The organism is Pseudomonas sp. dw_358 (assembly GCF_018449655.1).
Classification (GTDB): domain Bacteria; phylum Pseudomonadota; class Gammaproteobacteria; order Pseudomonadales; family Pseudomonadaceae; genus Aquipseudomonas.
Genome location: NZ_JAAVUX010000006.1, coordinates 1 through 20722, shown reverse-complemented (window position 1 = coordinate 20722; position 20722 = coordinate 1). Strand labels below are relative to the sequence as shown.

At 62.4% G+C, this 20722-nt stretch carries 16 protein-coding genes; 7 read left to right on the top strand and 9 right to left on the bottom strand.

Annotated features, from left to right (window positions below; genetic code table 11):
- Positions 1-48: 48 nt before the first annotated feature.
- The 3 genes from HB675_RS11000 (at position 49) to HB675_RS10990 (ending at position 3563) form a co-directional block, all read left to right on the top strand.
- Positions 49-1383, top strand: coding sequence for an LLM class flavin-dependent oxidoreductase (locus HB675_RS11000; RefSeq protein WP_213878340.1), 1335 nt, complete (start codon positions 49-51; stop codon positions 1381-1383).
- Between the two features lie 18 nt (positions 1384-1401).
- Positions 1402-3165 carry an ABC transporter permease subunit gene (locus tag HB675_RS10995; protein ID WP_213878339.1) on the top strand — a complete coding sequence of 588 codons (1764 nt, stop codon included), beginning with the start codon at positions 1402-1404 and terminating at the stop codon, positions 3163-3165.
- Positions 3166-3254: 89 nt separating this feature from the next.
- Positions 3255-3563, top strand: coding sequence for a putative quinol monooxygenase (locus tag HB675_RS10990; protein ID WP_213878338.1), 309 nt, complete (start codon positions 3255-3257; stop codon positions 3561-3563).
- Between the two features lie 26 nt (positions 3564-3589).
- Here HB675_RS10990 and argC read toward each other — a convergent pair whose 3' ends face one another.
- Entirely contained in the window at positions 3590-4519 is a 930-nt protein-coding gene (argC, locus tag HB675_RS10985; protein WP_213878337.1) for an N-acetyl-gamma-glutamyl-phosphate reductase, read from the bottom strand.
- Positions 4520-4696: 177 nt separating this feature from the next.
- Between argC and HB675_RS10980 the strand changes: the two genes are divergently transcribed.
- The 3 genes from HB675_RS10980 (at position 4697) to HB675_RS10970 (ending at position 8388) form a co-directional block, all read left to right on the top strand.
- Positions 4697-5800, top strand: coding sequence for a GTPase (locus tag HB675_RS10980; protein WP_213878336.1), 1104 nt, complete (start codon positions 4697-4699; stop codon positions 5798-5800).
- Positions 5793-7277 (top strand): GTPase, encoded by a 1485-nt coding sequence (locus HB675_RS10975; protein ID WP_213878335.1) that lies wholly within the window; start codon positions 5793-5795, stop codon positions 7275-7277. The genes HB675_RS10980 and HB675_RS10975 overlap by 8 nt, the downstream gene beginning before the upstream one ends.
- A gap of 106 nt (positions 7278-7383) precedes the next feature.
- Positions 7384-8388 carry a zinc-binding alcohol dehydrogenase family protein gene (locus tag HB675_RS10970; RefSeq protein ID WP_213878334.1) on the top strand — a complete coding sequence of 335 codons (1005 nt, stop codon included), beginning with the start codon at positions 7384-7386 and terminating at the stop codon, positions 8386-8388.
- A gap of 103 nt (positions 8389-8491) precedes the next feature.
- On the opposite strand, the gene HB675_RS10965 is transcribed toward HB675_RS10970, so the two are convergent.
- The 8 genes from HB675_RS10965 to HB675_RS10930 form a co-directional block, all read right to left on the bottom strand.
- On the bottom strand, positions 8492-9928 hold the full coding sequence (locus HB675_RS10965) for an efflux transporter outer membrane subunit (protein WP_213878333.1): 1437 nt from the start codon (positions 9926-9928) through the stop codon (positions 8492-8494).
- Positions 9925-10827 carry an HlyD family secretion protein gene (locus HB675_RS10960; RefSeq protein WP_213878332.1) on the bottom strand — a complete coding sequence of 301 codons (903 nt, stop codon included), beginning with the start codon at positions 10825-10827 and terminating at the stop codon, positions 9925-9927. The genes HB675_RS10965 and HB675_RS10960 overlap by 4 nt, the downstream gene beginning before the upstream one ends.
- The gene (locus HB675_RS10955; protein WP_213878331.1) at positions 10824-11033 is read right to left on the bottom strand and encodes a DUF1656 domain-containing protein; all 210 of its coding nucleotides are present in this window, start codon (positions 11031-11033) and stop codon (positions 10824-10826) included. The genes HB675_RS10960 and HB675_RS10955 overlap by 4 nt, the downstream gene beginning before the upstream one ends.
- The gene (locus tag HB675_RS10950) at positions 11030-13135 is read right to left on the bottom strand and encodes an FUSC family protein (RefSeq protein ID WP_213878330.1); all 2106 of its coding nucleotides are present in this window, start codon (positions 13133-13135) and stop codon (positions 11030-11032) included. Before HB675_RS10950 ends, HB675_RS10955 begins: the two co-directional genes overlap by 4 nt.
- Entirely contained in the window at positions 13132-13584 is a 453-nt protein-coding gene (locus HB675_RS10945) for a MarR family transcriptional regulator (RefSeq protein ID WP_213878329.1), read from the bottom strand. The genes HB675_RS10950 and HB675_RS10945 overlap by 4 nt, the downstream gene beginning before the upstream one ends.
- Before the next feature lie 224 nt (positions 13585-13808).
- Positions 13809-14819, bottom strand: a complete 1011-nt coding sequence (locus HB675_RS10940; RefSeq protein ID WP_213878328.1) for a Gfo/Idh/MocA family oxidoreductase — start codon at positions 14817-14819, stop codon at positions 13809-13811.
- A gap of 380 nt (positions 14820-15199) precedes the next feature.
- Entirely contained in the window at positions 15200-16552 is a 1353-nt protein-coding gene (locus HB675_RS10935) for an HlyD family type I secretion periplasmic adaptor subunit (protein WP_213878327.1), read from the bottom strand.
- The gene (locus HB675_RS10930; protein WP_213878326.1) at positions 16542-18692 is read right to left on the bottom strand and encodes a type I secretion system permease/ATPase; all 2151 of its coding nucleotides are present in this window, start codon (positions 18690-18692) and stop codon (positions 16542-16544) included. The genes HB675_RS10935 and HB675_RS10930 overlap by 11 nt, the downstream gene beginning before the upstream one ends.
- An 842-nt stretch (positions 18693-19534) precedes the next feature.
- Here HB675_RS10930 and HB675_RS10925 point away from each other — a divergent pair.
- On the top strand, positions 19535-20722 hold a 1188-nt coding region (locus HB675_RS10925), incomplete at its 3' end, for a retention module-containing protein (RefSeq protein WP_213878325.1).

Genomic DNA, 20722 nt, shown 5'->3' with positions numbered 1-20722 from the left:
TGTGTCTGCCCTACAGGCAAAAATGAACCCCGGCCCCAGGAGCTGAACATGACCACCCCACGCCACATGGCCCTCGCCACGCTGGTGCAAGGCACCGGCGCACACCCCGCCTCGTGGATGCAGACAGGCACCCTCGATGACGCGTCCACCAGCATCGAACACTTCATCGCCATGGCTCGACTGGCCGAGCGCGGCTGCTTCGACATTTTCTTCATCGCCGACACCCCGGCCGCCCGCACAGACAACCTGTACGCGTGGAGCCGCTTCCCGATGTTCATGAACGTGTTCGAGCCCATCACCCTGCTCTCGGCGTTGGCCGTGGCGACGAAACACATCGGCCTGGGTGCCACCGCGTCCACCAGTTTCATGGAACCCTATAACCTGGCACGCCAGTTTGCCTCCCTGGACCATCTCAGCCACGGCCGCGCGGCCTGGAACGTGGTCACCAGCGCCAATGACTACGCTGCACGCAATTTCGGTCTGGACAAACTGCCGCCCCACGCCAAACGCTACGACAAGGCCATTGAGTTCGTCGACGTGGTGGAAAAGCTCTGGGACACCTGGGAAGACGATGCCTTCGTCAATGACCGCAAGAACGGCCTGAACTTTATTGCCGAAAAACAGCACCCAGTGGATCACGACGGCGAATATTTCACCGTGCACGGGGCCCTCAACATCGCCCGCTCGCCCCAGGGCAAACCGGTAATCATCCAGGCCGGCGCTTCGGAAACCGGCAAGGATTTCGCCGCGCGTACTGCCGAAGTGGTGTTCGCCTCCGACCCGACGGTGGAGAAAGGCAAAGTCTTCTACGACGACCTGAAGGCCCGCGTGGTGAAATTCGGCCGCAGCGCCGATTCGTTGAAGATCCTCACCGGCCTGTCGGTTGTCATTGGCGCCACCACCGAGGAAGCGGAAGCGAAATACCAGCATCTGCAGAGCATGATCCACCCCGACGTCGGCCGCATGCGCCTGGCCCAGGACCTGGAAACCGACCTATCGGACCTGCCCCTGGACGAGCCGATTCCCGAGTCGCGCATCCCGGCGGTGTCCAACTTCCACAAGGCCTACTTCGACTACATCGTCAGCATGATCCGCGAGGAGAAACTTACCCTGCGCGAGATGTGCATGCGCTATGAGCGGGGTAACGTGACCTTTCGCGGCACCGCCACCCAGGTCGCCGACCACATGCAGGAGTGGCTGGAAGCCGGTGCGGCCGATGGTTTCATGATGATATTCCACACCATGCCCGGCGGTATGCAGGACTTCGTCGAACACGTGGTGCCGCTGTTGCAGGAGCGTGACCTGATGAAGCGCGAATACACCGGCACGACCCTGCGCGACCATCTGGGCCTGAGCCGGCCCACCAACCGTCACGCCAAGTAAGCAGAGGAGGACCCGGGCATGAGTGACCTGGCCATCGCAGCCCCCGAGATCGCCCGAAGTCCGCGCATGCAGTTGGGTGCGCTTTGGCTGGCCTTACCCGGCGTACTGTTTCTGACCGTCTTCCTGCTCTACCCCTCCTGGCAACTGTTGCTGGTAAGCCTCAAGGACCCGCACACCGGCGTTTGGACCCTTTCGGCTTTCGACAAGGTCTTCGCCGGCAACGTCTATACCCGAACGCTCCTGTCCACGTTCAACGTGGCCTTGCAGACCACGCTGTGGTGTCTGGGGCTGGGCTACCCGCTGGCCTACTGGCTGGCGCGCCTGAGCCCTCGCCGGCAGAGGATTTCGGCGTTGTTCGTGTTGCTGCCATTCTGGACCAGCGCCTTGGTCAAAAACTTCGCCTGGCTGGTGTTTCTCGGCCGCAACGGCGTGGTCAATGACCTGCTGACGGCCCTTGGCATGGCCCCGGCCGAGTTACTGTTTCAACGCGCCACCGTGGTATTCGCCATGGTCCATACCATGCTGCCACTGACCGTGGTGGTGATGCTGCCGATCATGAACCAGATAGACAGCCGTCTCACCCAGGCCGCCGATACCCTGGGCGCCAGCGCGCCGCAGCGGTTTTGGCGAATATATCTGCCCCTGTCGATGCCAGGGGTGGCCGCCGCAGGCTTGCTGACGTTCATTTCCTCCCTCGGCTTTTTCATCGTGCCGACGCTGCTGGGCGGTGCCAAGGACACTCAGCTCAGTCAGCTGATCATCGTGCAAATCAACCAGCTACAAAACTGGCAGATGGGCGCGGCCATTGCGGTGATGCTGGTGCTGGCGGCCTTGGCGAGTTGTTTTGTCTACGACCGTACCTTTGGCCTTTCCACACTGTCGGGAGAAAGCTCGGGCCAGCACAACAGCAGCGGCCTGATGCGCGCCCTGGGCCTGGGCATCGGCCGTATGATGGGCGATCTGTGTGACGCGCTGGCCCGTGGTTACGCGCGGCTGTTCGGCGAGCGCCAGGCGGGCTGGCTGCTGTCCAGCTATGCGTGGTTGCTGATTGCCGTGCTGGTGGTGCCGATTCTGGCCTTCATCCCGATGGCCTTTACCGGCTCGACCTTCCTGTCCTTTCCGCCCCCCAGTTGGAGCGTGAAATGGTTCAGCGAATACGTGCATTCCGAGCTATGGATGAGTGCCACCTTGCGCTCCTTCGGCATCGGCATTGCCACGGCCGTGATCACCCTGCCAATCGCTACCCTCGCCGCGTTCGGCCTGGCGCGCAGCCGCAGCCGCCTCGGCGGCCTGGCGTTTTTGATCTTCATGCTGCCGATGATCATTCCGCCTATCGTCATCTCGGTTTCGCTGTTCTATCTGTTTGCGAAGATGTCACTGGTGGCCACCAATTTGGGCATCATCATCGGGCACACGGTAATCGCCTTGCCGATGGCCTTCGTGGTACTGCTGGCGACCTTCAAGCATTACGACTGGCGGCTGGATCAGGCGGCTTCGACCCTGGGTGCGCCGCCATGGCGGGTGTTTTGCAAGGTCACCTTGCCGCTGATCAAGGCCGGTCTGTTCGCAGGCCTGGTCACTGCATTTCTGCAGTCGTTCGAGGAACTGACCGTGGCGATGTTCATCGGCGGCGGCCTGAAGACCACGCTGCCCAAGCAAATGTGGGACAGCATCCTGTTGCAGGTCTCGCCCACCCTGGCGGCAGCTTCGGTGGTGGTGCTGGTGATTGTCTGCGGCCTGTTTGCGTTGATGGAGTGGCTGCGGCCGGCGGATAACGCCTGACGGGCGCAGAAATCCTTTTGATCGAAACGCCGTGGCGCCTGTCGGAGTGATTAATGGCCCCATCCCGGCGCCACTCAAGGACGCAGCCCATGAGCACCCCCCTCAATGTCGTCGCCATCATGAAAGCCACCCCGGGCAAGGAAGCGCAGCTGCATACCCTGCTGCAGGCTGCACTGCCCCATTTTCAACAAGAGCCGGGGTGCCAGGCCTATGCCCTGCTGGTGGACCTGAAAGACCCGACGCGGTTCGTGTCCTATGAAAGCTGGGATGATGAAGCGGCGCTGCAAGCGCACATGAAAGCACCGACCCTGACCAATGCCATGCCGGTGCTGGAAAAGATATTGGCCGAGCCCATGGAGCAGATTCGCTTGAATCAGTTGCCGGGCAGTACCGTGTAAGCAGTACCAAGCGGTGGCGCGGCGGATCAGTGACCCAGCATCAAATCCATATTCTGTACTGCCGCCCCAGAAGCGCCCTTGCCGAGGTTATCCAGCAGCGCTACCAGATTCACGTGCTCCTGCCCCGGCGTGCCGAAGACGAACAATTTCATGGTGTCCTGGCCGGCCAGTGCTTCCGCTTCGACACGGGTCAGGGCCGCACTTTGCTCCAGCGGCACCACTTCGACGATGGACTGGCCCTGGTAATGGGCAACCAAGGCAGCGTGAACATCGGCCAGCGATGCCCCGTTGAGGTCCGAGAGGAACAGTGGAACCTGCACAATCATGCCTTGCGGGAAGCGCGCCACGCTCGGGCTGAACAGCGGGCGACGCTCCAGACGGCCATGCTTGGCCAGCTCGGCGACGTGCTTGTGTTGCAGGTTCAGGCCGTAGACAAACTGGCTCGAGCTGATCGGGTCCGGGTTGGCCGGGTCTTCGAACTGGGCGATCATCTGCTTGCCGCCCCCGGTGTAACCGGACACCGCGTTGACCGTGATGCCTTGATCGGCGGCCAGCAGGCCGGCGTCGCGCAGCGGGCGGACCAGGGCGATGGCGCCGGTGGGGTAGCAGCCAGGATTGGCCACGCCGCGCGCCGAGGCGATGCGGCTGGCCTGGTCTTTTTCCAGCTCGGCAAAGCCGTAGGCCCAGTCCGGGTGCACGCGGTGCGCCGTGGAGGTGTCGATGATGCGCGTGCTGGTGTGGCCTTCGAGCAGGGCCACGGCTTCGCGGGAGGCGTCATCAGGCAGGCAGAGGATGGCGATGTCGGCGCCGCGCAGGTAGTCGGCGCGCAGATCCTTGTTGCGGCGCTCGGCCTCGGGAATCGAGAGCACCTCGAGGTCGGTGCGCCCGGCCAGCCGGGTACGGATCTGGAGGCCGGTGGTACCGTGTTCGCCGTCGATGAAGACCTTTGCTTTCATAGCCGCTGTGTGCCCTGCGTCAAGGGATTGGAGAAAGGCGTGTAGCTTACTGAATATTTGTGGCAATTGGGGGGTCGATTGTCGGTATGAGGACTCGAGACCGTGTCCATCAGATTGAATCTGCAGCCTGTTTGTTGTCATAAGCTATTGAGCTGGCCTATCAGGAGTCACCGCCCCATGAGTCTGCTTGGCGATATCTACCGCAAGCTGAACCCGGAAAAGAACCCCAACCTGCAATCGGCGTTCATCCACAGCGAGAACCATCTGCCGACCCTGTGGCTGCTGGGCAAGACCGGTGCAGGCAAATCATCGTTGATCCGCGCGCTCACCGGGCTGGACAAGATCGAGGTCGGCCAGGGCTTCAAACCCTGCACCATGACCTCCGCCCAGTACCTGTACCCTCAGGACAAGCCGGTGCTGGCGTTCATGGACACCCGCGGCCTGGCCGAGGCCAACTATGACCCGGCCGAAGACATCCGCAACCTGGAGGCCGCCAGCAATGCGCTGATCCTGGTGATGCGCGCCGAAGACCCCGAGCAATCGCAGATTCTCAAGGCTCTCAAACACATCAAGCGCGCCGGGCACATCAAGCAGGCGCTGCTGGTGCAGACCGGCGTCGAGTTGCTCGACGACGAAGACCGGGTTCGCTGCCTGCGCCACAACGAAGAACAGGTGGAAGCCGTGTGGGGCCCGATCGACAGCCTGGCCGTGGACTTCTATGGCCGCGAGGGTCACCCCGTAGGGTTGGAAGCACTGGTGCGCCGGCTCAAGGAGCTGTTGCCGATCCTCGCCGAATTGTTCACCGACGAAGCCCATGACAACAGTGAAGAGCTCAACTTTCAGCAGCTCAAGCGCGAAATCATGTGGTACGCCGGTGCCGCAGGTGCCAGCGACGCCGTTCCGGGCGTCGGGCTGGTGGCCGTGCCAGCGATTCAGGCCAAGATGCTGCACAGCCTGGCGAATCAGTACGGGCTGGAGTGGACCACGCGGCTGCTCAGCGAGTTTGGTGCGGCCATGGGCGCCGGCTTTGGCATCCAGTACGCCTCGAAACTGGGTTTGCGCCAACTGATCAAATTCATTCCGGTCTATGGCCAGACCGTCGGCGGGGCTTCGGCTGCCGTCGCCAGCTATTGCTTCACGTTCGCGCTGGGCCGGGTGGCCTGCATGTATTTCTATAAGAAAAAGCGCGGCGAAGCCGTCACCTCCGAAGACCTCAAGGCCAAGTTCAAACAGGCTTTCGATCATATTCTGCCGGTAGCCAACGATGACAAGAATGCTTGAACGGACCCTGCCTCTGCTGCTGATCGCGGCCTTGGCGCCGCTGCTGGCACTGGCCGGGTTCGGGGTGTATGCGGTGTTCCACTACGGCTATTTCCTGCCGTTCGTGGTGGTGCTGGTGGTCTTGCTCTTGATGGGACTTCTGCCGTTCTGGGTGCTCAAGCGCCGGGTGCGGACCGAGGCAGTGCCGGCGCTGGATGAAGCCGTGGCGCAGTCCATCGACACGCCGACTCACTGGAATGATCGTGACCGCCAGATTCACACCGAAGTGCTGCCCCACGTGCAGCAGATGCTCGGCGTCCAGCCACCTTGGCCGGCGATGCCGGATTTGGGTCTGGAAATATTGCGGCTGGTGGCAGGGCGTTACAGCGACGACCCGGACACCGCCACCTGGGCTTTCACACCCATCGAGTTTCTGGCCATTGCCGAGCAGGTCAGCCGCCGCTATCGCTTGGTGTTGAAGGCCAATGTGCCCATGATCGAGCGAATGAAAATCTCTTCTCTGATGACCCTCGGTGAGCGCGTCGAGCGCTACGGGCCGTGGCTGATGAACGCCTACGGCCTGTACCGCAAGGCCCGGATGTTTTCGCCCCAGGGACTGCTGGCCGAGTTGCGCGGCCATTTGTCCGACAAGGCCTTCAGCGGCATGAGCGAGGCCTTGCAGCTGCGCCTCAAGCACCTGCTGCTGCTGGAAGTCTTGCAGGTGGCCATCGACCTCTATGGGGGCCACTTCCGCTTCGACGATCAGGACTTGCCCACCAGCGATGCCGCCGGCGAAGACCGCGAACGCATGGCTGCTGCGCCCGAGCCGCTGCGGGTCTGCTTGATCGGCCAGGTCGGTGCAGGCAAGTCGACCCTGGTCAACGTCCTCACCGCCAGCATCCGCGCCGAAGTCAGCGCCCTGCCCGCCACTGACAAGGTGCAGGTCTATGCCTGCACCGTGGACGGCGAAGAGGCGATGAACCTGGTGGATCTGCCCGGCCTCAATGGCGATGGCAAGCTGGAGAAAAAACTCTTCGAGCAGGTCATTGATTGCGACCTGGTGCTTTGGGTGCTCAAGGCGAACCAGCCAGCCCGGGCGCTGGACCAGCATTTTCGCGGCCTGATCGACACCTGGGAAAGCGAGAACAATGACCGCAAGCCACCGGTGCTGGTGGGGGTGATGAACCAGGCGGATCGACTGGTGCCACCGGGCCGCTGGAACTCGGAAGACCCGGCCCAGGCCAAGCGGGTCAAGGAGGCCATGGACTACAACCAGCAGCTGCTGGATCTGGACCACATCGTGCCGCTGTCGGTGCCCGAGGGGCAGCCGCATTTCAATGTACCGGCGCTGCTGGCCTTGCTGCAGGAACGCTATGAAGAAGGTTTGAACGTGCAGCTCAACCGGCGCCGGCAGGAAGCCGGTGAATTTTCGCCGGGGCGTGAGTTGCAGCGGGTCAAACAAGCCGCCGCGTCGTTGTTTTCGTTGATGCAGAGGTGATTTTCACGATTTCAGCGAAAGTCTTACCTGATTTCCCCGCTTTTTATGGATCAGGCAGAAGCACAGACTGACCTCACCTTCATTCACTTCTTTCAAGAGTATCCCCATGAAAGCCATCGCCTACACCCGCAACGGGCCGATCGACGCCGCCGACTCGCTGATCGACCTTGAACTCCCCACCCCGGTGCCTGGCTCGCGCGATCTGCTGGTGGAAGTCCACGCGGTCTCGGTCAACCCCGTAGACACCAAGATCCGCGCGGGCGCTGCCGTCAGCGAGCCGCGCGTGCTGGGCTGGGATGCCGTAGGAGTGGTCAAGGCCGTGGGCCGTGACGCCCAGCTGTTCAAGGTCGGCGACGAAGTCTTCTATGCCGGCTCGCTGATTCGTCCCGGCACCAACAGCGAGCTGCATGCGGTGGACGAACGCATCGTCGGGCGCAAGCCGAAAAGCCTGAACGACGCCCATGCCGCCGCGTTGCCATTGACCGCCATCACGGCCTGGGAGCTGCTGTTCGACCGCCTGGGCGTCAGCGAAGGCGGTGGTAAAGGGCAGAGCCTGCTGATCATCGGTGCTGCCGGTGGCGTGGGTTCGATCCTCACGCAATTGGCCCGCCAGCTCACCGGGCTGACCGTGATCGGCACGGCGTCGCGCGCCGAGACACGGCAGTGGGTCACCGAATTGGGTGCTCACCACGTCATTGATCACAGCCAGCCACTGTTGGCGCAATTGCAGGCCATTGGTGTAGGTGAAGTCACTCATGTGGCCAGCCTGACCCACACCGATAGCCACTTCGCCCAGTTGATCGAAGCGCTGCAACCCCAAGGCAAGCTGGCCTTGATCGACGACCCGGCGACCCTGGATGTGGTGCCCATGAAGCGCAAGGCGCTGTCCCTGCACTGGGAGCTCATGTTTACCCGTTCGCTGTACGAAACCCCGGACATGATCCGCCAGCACGAACTGCTCAACCGCGTGGCCGATCTGGTCGACCAGGGCGTGCTGAAAACCACCTTTGGCGAGCATTTTGGCACCATCAATGCGGCCAATTTACGGCGCGCGCATCAGTTGATCGAGAGCGGTCGGGCGCAAGGCAAAATCGTGCTGGAAGGTTTCTGAGTTAATCTGCCATGCCACCGTCACGGCAGGACCAAGCTTGCTCGGGAGTAGGGTTAACCCCTTCCCGACCAAGCTCGGCTCTGCCGTGACGGTATCCAGCCCCTTATTTCTTGAGCGGAGCCTGCGCCTCCCAGCCCCCACCGAGCGCCAGAAACAAGGTGATCTGCTGCATTGCCACTTGGGTATTGGCCGAGGCCAGTTGCGCCCGCGCATCGGTGTAGGTGCGGGTCGCCTGCAAGTCCGCCAGGAACGATTCACGGCCCATCTGATAGAAGCGGTGGGTCTGGTCAGCGGCCCTGTGCGCTGATTGTTCGGCATCGGCCAGCGCATCGCGGCGCTCCAGCACGGCGGTGTACTGCGCCAAGGCGGTCTGGGTTTCGCGGATAGCGTTGAGCACCACGCCGTCGAAGTGCGCCAGCGAAGCCTGGGTCGCGGCTTCAGACTCGTGAATCCGCGCGCGGGCACCGTTCATGGGCACCGTCCAGCTGATCAGTGGGCCAAAGGCCCATTGGTTGGTGGCCGGGTGGGTCACATCACTGAGAATACCCTCGGTCCCCACGGAGGCGCCGAAACTGATGTTCGGGTACAGCTCGCCAGTGGCGACACCGATCCGTGCAGTGGACGCCGCCAGCAGGCGTTCGGCCTGGCGGACGTCAGGGCGACGCTTGAGCAGTTCGGCACCATCGCCCACTGGCAGCACCTGCGCAATGTGCGGCAGCTCGGCGCATTGGCCTGTACCCTCGGGCAGTTGCCCCACGGGTTTGGCCAGCAGCATCGACAACCGATACAGACCGGCCTGACGCAATGCTTCGTACTGCGGCAGTTCGGCGCGCAGGGACTTGAATTGGGTCTGCGAACGCGTCACCTGGGTTTCGTCACCACGACCGGCGTCACGCAGGCGGGTGGTCAGATTGACGCCTTCTTCCTGCAAGTCCAGCGAGTGCCGGGCAATCGCGTATTCATCGTTGGCGGCGCAGATCTGCGTGTAAGAGCGCACCACGTCGGCCACCAAGGTGATCCGCGCGGTGTCGGCAGCGGCCTGGGTGGCATCAGCGTTGGCCTTGGCCGCTTCGATACCGCGTTTGAGGGTACCCCACAGGTCGAACTGATAGGACAGGTTGATCGACGCGGTGCCGAAGTTATCCACCGGCAGCTTTTCAGTCTGCAAGAACGCTTCGCCCGACTCCTGGATACGTTGGACCCCGGCCGACGCACTGGCGCCAAAGCCACCTGCGGCCTGGGCCTCGTCGACCTGGTAGTGAGCCCGTTGCAAGTTGGCGGCGGCCACGCGCAGGTCGGTGTTGCTGGCCAAGGCTTGCTCGACCAGTGCATTCAAACGCGGGTCCTGATACATCCGCCACCAGTTCTGCGGCACCGGCAGGGACACCACATTGCTGTTGCCCAGGTCCAGCTCGCTTTGCAGATCCGGGCGATTGACCGCCGCGTCCTTGGGCATCTTGTAGTCGGGCCCGACCATCTGGCAGGCCGACAGCAGCAAACCGCCGCCCACGGCCACCATCACCCGTAGCAGGCTGTTCATTGCGCCGCTCCAGCCGCCACCGGCGCGCGGGTTACGTCGTCAAGGATCGACACCGTCGCGGTGCGCCCGGCGATCATGCGAAAGTCCGCCGGCACGTCGTCGAAGACGATACGCACTGGAATCCGCTGCGCCAGTCGTACCCAGCTGAACGCCGGGTTGACGTTGGGCAACAGGTTGCTGCCACTGGTGCGGTCACGGTCTTCGATGCCAGCGACGATGCTTTGCACATGCCCACGCAGGCGGGCGTTGTCACCCATCATGCGGATGTCGACTTGCTGGCCGACATGAATCAGCGGCAGCTTGGTCTCCTCGAAGTAACCGTCGATGTGGAACGAGTCGCCATCGACGATGGACAAGCTCGCATGCCCCGCACTGGCGAACTCCTGCAAGCGCGGTGCGCGGTCGTTGAGGTAACCGTTGACCGGGCTGCGGATCACCGAGCGGTCGAGGTTCAGCTGGGCGGCGTCCACCGCCACCTGTGCCTCGTTCAGCGCGGCCAGGGCACGTGCCTCGCGGGACTGGCTCTCTTCGAGCTGTTCACGGGCGACCAGGTTGCCCAGGCCCTTGTTGCGTTTGTTCTCGCGTTGCGCCTGGGCGTAGGTTTCCTTGCGGTCGGCCACGGTGGCCTGGGCCTGACGCAGCGCCAGCTGGAAGCGATCCGGGTCGATCTTGAACAGCACCTGGCCGCGCTTGACCCACTGGTTGTCCACCACTTCGACGTCTTCGATCAAGCCCGAAACGTCCGGGGCGATCTGCACCACGTCGGCACGGATATGGCCGTCGCGGGTCCAAGGGGCGTACATGTAGTACATCACCAGGCGCCAGATCACGACGCAGGCAAGGGCGACAACAAGCAGAGTCAGGACCAGCCGGCCCAAGGTCATCAAAGGTTTTTTCATAGCATCAGGCTTCGACCGATTGCGTCTACCGCGCCGAGCAGCACGGCGTAGAGTGCGACGTTGAACAGAGCCCGGTGCCAGACCAGGCGATAAAAGTGCAGGCGGTTGAGAACGCCATGCACCACCAGAAACAGCAGGTAGGTGATGACCATCATCACCAGCAAAGTCGGCAGAAAGATACCGCTGACGTCCAGCTCACCGATCATAGCGGCGCTCCATCAAGGCCGTAGGGTGGTTGTTCCTCGGGGTCCTCCGGATCGATCAACACCGGCACCCCCGGCAGCAAGGCCAGGCGCAGGCCGCTGAGCGCCAGCAGCAGATGGCGGCGGGCATCTTCCTCGGTACCACCCACGCCCGCGATGTTGAGCGCGCGGCGGGCGCGGTCCATGGTCATCAGCAAGGTCATGGGCGCCGCCAGGCGTTCGCGGGACTTGAGGCAGGTCGCAAAATAGTCGCCGACGTCCGCCGTGACTTGGTCAAGCAACACCCGCGGGCCGGTCGCCACGCGCCGAGCGTAAGCCTGCACGTCCAGCAAATTGAGCGCCACGCGCAAATCCCGCAGGGCGGTGCCGGTGTCCTGGCCGGTCTGGGTCAGGCGCGGCAAGTGCTGCATCAGGCGGTCGAGCATTTTCACGCCGCGACGGCGATGCTCCGCCAGGGTGGCCGGCTCGGTGATCTTGACGATGTCACGCCAGCTGAAGCGGGTCAGGCGTGTGGCCGCGACCTCAACGCCGAACGGGCGCACCACCAGGGTCCAGACGAAGGCAAAAAGCAGCCCGACCGGGCCGGCCACGTTGGCGTTGATGAAGTTGAAAAAGTTGGCGTCGTAAGTCGTCTGGATACTGATGAAGGTCGAGGTGTTGACGATGGTCAGCAAGGTGCCGAGATAAAAGCGCGGTTGCAGGGTCAACGTGCCGACCACAATGAACGGGACGGCGAACGCCAGCACCAGCATCGGAAAATCATGCAGGTTGGGCAGGATCAGGAACAGGTACAGGCTGGAGAGAATCACCGCCACCACCGTCCAGAAATAAAACCGGTAGATCTGCGGTGCCGGGTCGTCCATGGCGGCGAAGAAGCTGCATGCCACGGCGGCCAGAATCACTGCGCTGCCGCCATCGTTCCAGCCGGTGACGATCCACAGCATCGAGGAAACCATGATCGCTACCACCGCCGAACTGACCGAGTACAGCATCAAGCCCTTGTCGAGAAACGGTGTGAGCCGGGCCAGGCGCCAGTGCCGGTAAACGGGGCGCCAAGGCGCGCGGCTGTCGGTGCGGATGGCGCGCTCCAGCGAGCGACAATCTTCCCAGAGATCGACCCACTCGCTTAGCCGGTACAGTGCGTTGGCAAACAACAGCTCGCGGCGGTCGCCGATCGTTTCCGGGCTTGGCTGAGCCTGCTCGATGGCGTCGCGCAAAGCGCTCCAGCGCGTCGTCGAGTCATCGTCGGCTGGTTGTTGCAACCACTCACGCCCTTGCATCAGCAAGGGCGCCATTCGCTCCACTAACTCCGGCGTACGGCGTTCGAGGGCGATCAAGGCGTCGTCCAGCGCGTCCACCACCGGCAGCAGGTGAATCACCCGGCCGCGCAATTCGGTGGCGTTACGCACGGTCTGTGGCCGGGCGCCTTCGTGGGGAAGTTGCCCGATCATCATCTCCAGAGAGTTGAAGGTGGCGACCATGGACGAGCGCAGCGCCCCGATTTCTTCAGGCTTGGCGTCGCGCGCGAGAAAGCGGTCACTGTAGGTGGTCGCTTCGCCGAACCATTTGCTGGCGGCACCCACCACCACGGGTGCCAGGTACTTGGGCCAGAACACGGCGCCCACCACGGCAGCACAGACAATCCCCAGGCAGATTTCCTGGAAGCGCGCGGAGGCAATGTCGAAAACCGCCGTGGGGTTGTCCACCACCGGCAGGGCAATCAGCGGCATGGTGTACCCGGCCAGCATGAACGCATAGCTGTTAGCGGTGCGCAGGTGCAGGGAGAGGAACAGCAGCGTCCCTGTCCACAAGGCAACGACGGTGACCAGCAGCAGTGGTGTCTGCACCAGCATCGGCACGAACAGTACAGCCGCAGCGGCGCCGGTGAAGGTGCCGATGGCACGGTACAAGGCTTTGGAGCTGGTGGGGCCGACGAAGGGGCTGGAAACGATGTAGACCGTGGCCATGGCCCAGTAGGGGCGCGGCATTTCCAGTTTCATTGCGATGTACAGGGCGATCATCGAAGCGGCGAACGTCCGCACCCCATAGAACCATTCCGGAGCACGGGGGATGTCGCTGGTAAACGCTTTCCACCATGCACTCATGGATGCGTCGCCGGCAGGCCGGGCACGGCGTCTTCAAACACGCGAATGACCCGCAGGGCGGCTTCCAGATCGGCGCGATCGACGTCCTTGAACAGTTCCCGGCGCAACCGCACCAATTCGGTCTCGATGGCTTCGGCCAGGCTGCGCCCCGCGTCGGTCAGGCTGAGCGCCTTGGCGCGGCGGTCGGTGCTGTCGGCAGTGCGCACCACCAGATCGGCGCTGCACAGCTGGTCCAGGAGGCGCACCAGCGACGGGCCTTCAAGCCCTGCGGCGTGGGCCACGGCCACTTGGCGCACGCCATCGCCCAGCCGCACGATCATCAGCAAAGGCACGGCGCAGGCTTCGGAAATACCATAGTTGGACAGCGCACTTTGGCAGATTCGCCGCCAATGACGGGCGCCGACCACCATGCCGCTACTGATGTTGAGTTGAAGCTTGTCGATGTTCACGAACCAGCCCGGGATGTCATCCGATATTCATAGTTTGCTAACTATCTATTAGGACCGGATGTTTCGTCAAGGCCGTTTGGCGGTTGGTTTGCAGGAAAAATACAGCTCGCGCCTCATAGGACCGAGATTGCCCGGGAACCTCGCGCCGCGATTTGTCAGGTTGATCGCGGTAGCGGGTTCCCGAGCAAGCTCGGTCCTGCAGGGATAGGGTTACAAGAGGGATATCAGGAATAGAACGCCGGCTTGACCGGCATCGTGATCGGCACGATAGCGCCGCTTTCCTGGGCCTGAATGCAGGCATCGGCCGCGACCGCCGCCGCATAGCCATTCCAGGAAGAAGGACCACCGATCTCGCCATTGGCCACGCTGCGGATGAACGCCTGCAATTCGACGTCGTAGGCCTGGATAAAGCGATCTTTCCAGTCCATCAGGATCTCGTTGGACAGTTTGGCGCCGCTGCGCATCTGGATACTGCTGGGCTCCGGCAGGCTGGCAATGCCCTCCTCGCCGACCACCTGGCACTGGATGTCGTAGCCATAACGGCAATTGACGAACACTTCGACGTCGATGCGCACGCCCTTGACCGTTTCGAGCAGGACGATCTGCGGGTCACGCAGTGCGCTATGGGTGTGGCTGGTCCGGCGCGGGAAGATCACCTGGGCCGACACATAGTCGTCGTCCAGCAGCCAGCGCAGCACGTCCAGCTCGTGGATCAGTGTGTCGGTGATCGCCATGCTGGTGCCGTAAGCGGTGGGTACCGTAGGGTTGCGGTGAGCGCAATGGAGCATCAGCGGTGCGCCGATCTGGCCACTGTCGATGGCCGCCTTGAGTGCCAGGTAGCCCTGATCGTACTCGCGCATGTAGCCGACCTGCACCAGGCGCTTGCCGTGGGCCTGCTCCGCATTGACGATGCGCAGGCAACCGGCGGCCGTCACGGCCAGGGGTTTTTCGCAGAACACCGGTTTACCGGCGGCAATGGCGGCCAGCACCTGTTCTTCATGGGCCGGCCCCCATGAAGTCACGAGGATGGCGTCCACGTTGGCAGCGTTGATCAGGTCCTGTGCACTGGCATAGACCTCGGCATCGATGCCCAGCCCGCTAACGGCCTTGCGGGCCTGCTCCGCGTTGATGTCGTTGACCGCCACCACCGCCGCGCCGGACAGCGCGTAATGGCAACGACGAATATGATCGGTGCCAATGGCCCCGGTCCCGATGACGCCTAGATTCACAGTCATGATGGCTCCTGATTTGTTCTTGTGGGCCTGGTCGCTGACCGGCCTGCATAAGCAGGCCGGTCGGTGAGCTGAGGCTAGAACGACGGCTCAGGAAAATCAATAAAGATTCTATATATTTTATTTTTGGAATTTTTATTTTGAAATATTGCGCTGATAGCGGTGCGATCAGCTGAGCGAGGCTTCATTTGAAGACCTCGCAAAGCCCGTCAAAGCTGGGTCGCCTTGCCGGTTGCACAGCGAGCTTCGAGTCCATGGCCGCAATGACTTTCGCGTAAAGATGCATGGAGACCGTCAGCTTGCCCTTTTCTATTTCCGAGAGTTTCTGGCGGGTAACGCGAGCACGATCGCAAACACGGTGCGCCGACCCCCGGCGGGCAAACCTACCGCTCGTGCAACGCCTCCGCTCGCGCCTTGATGATCGGCTTGAGCAGATAGCTCAACACGCTCTTCTTGCCAGTGATGATGTCCACCGACGCCACCATGCCGGGGATGATCAGCAGCGGTTTGGCATCGGTGCCCAGATGGCTGCGGTCGGTGCGCAACTTGATGACATAGAACGTGTTCTTCTTCTCTTCGTCCTGCACGGTGTCGGCGCCAATCTGCTCCAGCTTGCCTTTGAGGCCACCGTAGATGGTGTAGTCGTAGGCGGTGAACTTGATCATGGCTTCCTGGCCGGGGTGGAGGAAGGCGATGTCTTGCGGGCGGATGCGTGCTTCGATCAGCAGGGTGTCGTCCAGCGGGACAATTTCCAGCAGGTCGCTGCCGGGCTGGACGATGCCGCCCACGGTGTTGACCAGCAACTGCTTGACGATGCCGCGCACGGGCGAGGTGACCATGGTGCGCTTGACCCGGTCGTCCAGTGCCTTGCCGGTGGCCTGGGCCTTGCTCAGGTCGGTACGGGCTTCATTGAGCTGGGTCAGAGCGTCGCTGCGGAATTTGCCGCGAGCTTCGTCGATTTTGCGCTTGGCTTCTTCGATGGCGGCCTGGGCCCGGGGAATCGCCAGGGTGGTGCCGTCCAGCTGCCCGCGCAATTCGACTTCCGAACGCTTGAGCCGCAGCACTTCAACCGGCGACACGGCCCCGGTCTTGATCAGCGGCTCGGACATACCGATCTCCTGACGCAACAACGCCAGACTGCTGCTGTACTGGCCCTGCTTGGCGGTGAACTCGCGCAACTCTTGCTGCTTCTGCACCAGTTGTTGTTGCAGGCCCCCGACTTCATCGGCCAGTTGCTGCTTGCGGCTCAGGTACAGCGACTCTTCGTTGCCCGCTTGCTGGGGCACGGACTTGCGGGCGTCATCGGTGATTTTCAGCGGACGGTCATCGACCTCGGCGCTCAGGCGTTCGACCCGCAGCTCCATGGCCACACGGTCAGCTTCGGTCTCGCCGACGTTGGAGGCAAAACGCGTGTCGTCCAGACGAATCAACGGCGCGCCGGCTTCTACGATCTGCCCTTCCTTGACATAGATTTCGGCGACGATGCCCCCTTCCAGGTTCTGGATTTTCTGCACCTTGGACGAGGGAATGGCCTTGCCCTCGCCCTTGGTCACTTCGTCGATCACGGCGAAATGCGCCCAGCCGATCAGGAACACGAAGAACGCGATCACGCCCCAGATTGTCAGCCGCACGATGCGCGGTGCGTCGTCGATCAGCGCCTTCTTGACTTCGGGCAACGGTTGGCCGTCCAGCGAGGCGCCGCCCTTGAAATAGCCCACAGCGGATTTAAGCAACACTGATCTGCCCCTTCTTCAACGCTTCCATCACGGCGGCTTTCGGGCCGTCGGCGAGGATCTGTCCACGGTCGATCACCAGCAGGCGGTCGACCAGCGACAGCAGCGAAGCCCGGTGAGTGACCAGAATGATGGTCTTGTTTTCCACCACCGCTTGCAGGCGCTGTTTGAGGCGCTCTTCACCGGTGTTGTCCATGGCGCTGGTGGGCTCGTCGAGCAACAGTACCGGCGGGTTGAGCAGCAGGGCGCGGGCCAGCGCCACGTTCTGGCGCTGCCCCCCGGACAGGTTCTGCCCCCGCTCGCCTACCTGCAACTCGTAGCCCTGCGGGTGCAGCCGAGCGAACTCGTGCACGCCGGCCAGTTCGGCAGCTTGCAACACCAACTCGTCCTCGACGTAACGCGCACCGGAAACAAGGTTGTCGCGCAGGCTGCCGGCCAGCAGTTGAATGTCCTGCGGCACGTAGCCGATGTTGTGGCGCAACTCGCTGACGTCGATCTGCTGGATGTCGACGCCATCCACCAGCAACTGACCGCTGTCGGCCTGGTAGAGACCCACCAGCAGCTTGGCCAGCGAGCTTTTACCCGAGCCGCTGCGGCCGATGATGCCGATCTTCTCGCCCGGCTTGATCGACAGGTTGACGTTGTTCAGAGCGAGGTTCTGCTGGCCCGGGTAGGTGAAATTGAGGTTGCGCAGCTCAATGGCGCCTTGCAGCACGGAGCGGCTCATGGGGCGCTCCTCGAAATTGCGCTCCTGGGGCAGCTCCATCATTTGGTCCACCGAGACCATGGTGACCTTGGCCTGCTGATAACGGGTCAGCAGACCGGACAACTGCGCCAGTGGCCCGAGGGCCCGGCCACTGAGCATGTAGCAGGCTACGAGGCCACCCATGCTCAGGTTGCCATCGATGATCTGGTACACGCCAAAGGCGATCATGGCCACGCCAGCCATCTGCTGGATGAGCAAGGTGATGTTCATGGCCAGGCTCGACAGCACCTTGACCCGCAGCTCCAGGCGGCTGAGGGTGCCGATTGTCTGTTCCCACTGATACTGGCGCTCGCTCTCGGCATTATTGACCTTGACCGCGTCCAGCCCGGCGAGGGTTTCGATAAGGCTCGACTGACGCTCGGCGCCCAGGGCCATGGTGCGTTCCATGGTGGCCATCAGCGGCTTCTGCAGAAAGTGGCCAATACCCAGCGCCAGCGGGAACGCGATGATCGGAATCCACACCAGGTTGCCGCCCAGCAAAGCAATGACCGCGAGGATGATCACGGTGAACGGCAGGTCGATCAGGCTGGCTAGGGTCAGCGAGGTGAGAAAGTCGCGCATGCCCTGGAATTCGTGAATGTTCTGGGCAAAGCTGCCGACCCGTGCCGGGCGAAATTTCATCGACATGCCAACGATGCGCTCGAACAGCGTGGCCGAAATGATCAGGTCGGTTTTCTTGCCGGCCAGGTCCAGACACAGGCCACGAAGGCCCTTGAGGATCAGGTCGAAAATGTAGGCGCCGGTGATCCCGGCAGCGAGAATCCACAGAGTGGCTGTGGCCTGGTTGGGGACCACGCGGTCGTAGACGTTCATCACGAACAGGGGCGCGGCCAGGGCAATCAGGTTGATCACCAGGCTGGCGGCGATGGCGTCGGCGTACAGCCAGCGCGAGCGCTTGAGAGTGTCGCGAAACCACGAGCGGGCGCGAGGAATGAGGGTACCGGTGCTGGTGTCGAACTTGTGCTGCGGCTGGGCGAAGAACACCTTGCCGATGTAGTCCTCGGCCAGTACTTCGCGGCTCACGCGCACTTCACCACCGTCGCTTTCGCTCAGCAGCAAGCGCGCGGTGTCATCTTCCCAACCGAGCAATACCGTGGCGCGGCCGTCCTTGAGCAGCAACAGGGCGGGCAAGGCAATGGCCGGGATTGTCTCCAGCTTGCGTTGCAGCAGACGACCCTGCAGGCAAGCGCGTGCAGCGGCGCGGCTCAACAGCTCGGGGCTCAGGCGCTGGGCGGGCAATGGCAGGCCGGTGGTGAGCATGGCGCGACTGGCGGGCTTTTGATGGAGCGCGCACAGAGCCAGCAGGCCGTCGAGCAACGGATCGTCGTGCTGACCCCGGGGGTCATGACTGAGTTCGACTTTTACTTCTGATTCCACGCTGACTCTCTCACTCTGTGCGGTTAATCCATCCGTGCGCGGCACCTACCAGCATGCCGACCTGTTGATGCCCACGACTGGCATTGCACAAGCAATGCCAAGCGGGCTGTCGCGCTCATCCCGGGCCTCATTGCTCACTTATCGGCCAGCCACCGTAAAACTGCAGGCCGACGGCACGGGGCCGATTTAAGAGTCGGGGCAATGTGTCGATATAAAGGAGACGGCAGTGACCTGCGTTAAAACGACACAGTGGCAGTGAGGGGCGAGTAACAGGCGGACCAAATTTGTCACCTTTGACAAATTATGGCGGCATTGCCGTCATTTCCGTGACGTTGGCGAACCGTCACTGACGCCCCGCGACGCGAAAGATTCTATACAGGTCAAGCGCTTGGCGCTGATGAATAAGTGGCTTGAGAACCAAGGCACAAGCAGTGGCAGGCTTTGTGCTTTACAGATGAACGGATGTGAATTTCATCGTTCAAAGCCCCGGCAGGCTTGCGTTTGAATTAGGATGCTAGCCCTTTGCCGTGATTGCTTGATGGCCCGGGAGGGGCGCCAGAGAGTGCCGGGAAAAAACCGCATGTCGGAAACAGGATTTGCCCAGGCGAAGGGACCGACCGCAGTGTAGTATCAGTGTGACATTACGGTCGGAATGGGTAGTTGTGTGCCAAGGTCAATACTTTGGCATAATCTCAATTCCAATCGGCTATAGCCAATCTATTGGCGATTCAGCGTCATGTATTCGTATCAATACACTAATTAAGTCCTCTGTCTGAAACGGCAAAAGAAGGCCGGTCGGTCCAATGGATACCAACTGAACGGTTACACCGGAGAGTTTCCCAATGAGCACTGTTGTTGCCATCGTTAAAAGCATTGTTGGCCAAGTAATTGCCGTATCCCCTGAAGGGATTCAACGCGTGCTCATCGAGGGAGACCGGTTGTTTGCCGGGGAACAGATCGACACTGGCGCCGCCGGTGCCGTGACCTTGGCGCTGGAAGATGGCCGCACCATCGACCTGGGCCGTGACAGCCATTGGAACGCCGGAGCACCGGAGACCATCGTCGCCACCGACACCGCGCAGCAAGCGCCTTCAGTGTCGGAGTTGCAGCAAGCCATCGCTGCTGGTGCCGACCCGACCACCGAGCTTGAGGCTGCCGCAGCAGGGCCTGCCGACACCGGTGGTGAAGGCGGCGGCGGCCACAGCTTCGTGCTGCTCGACGCAGTGGGCGGCTCGGTCGCTCCGACCATTGGCTTCCCGACGGCCTTCAGCACTGGCGCGCCGGTAATCGACACGCTGCAAGTCAACCCGGTCGTCAATAACACCACCAATGCCACGGCGGCCAACCTGGCCTCGACCGTCAGCCTCAGCGCCACGCCGACCCTGACCGAGGCCGGTGGCACCCTGATCTACACCGCGACCCTGACCCAGGCTGGCACCAGCGCGGTCAACGTAACCCTGGCCAACGGCCTGACCATTGTCATTGCTGCCGGCGAGACCAGCGGTTCGGCCAACCTCACCTTGGCACCGAACGACACGCCGTACATCGATGCCCATTCGATTTCCACCACCATCACCGGCACCAGCGGCGGCGCAGGGCTGACCCTGACCACCGACCCAACGCCGGCGGTGACGCAGATCACTGACACCCTCGACACCACCAACCTGACCCTGACGGCCGCGGCCAGCGTCGTGGAAGGCAGTGTGATCACCTACACCGCCACCTTGACCAACGCTGCGCAGACGCCGGTAAGCGTGACCCTGTCCAATGGCCAGACCATCACCATCGATGCCGGCAAGACCACCGGCAGCGTCGACTTCCAGACCCCGGCCAACGACGTCTACAAAGACCCGACCACCGTGACCACCACCATCACGGCGGCCAGTGGCGGAAACTTCGAGAACCTGGCCCCGAGCACCACCCCGGCCGTGACTCAAGTGGTCGACTCCATCGATACCACCACCGTCAGCCTCGCCGCTACGCCGAGCGTCACCGAAGGCGGCGTGATCACCTACACCGCGACCCTGACC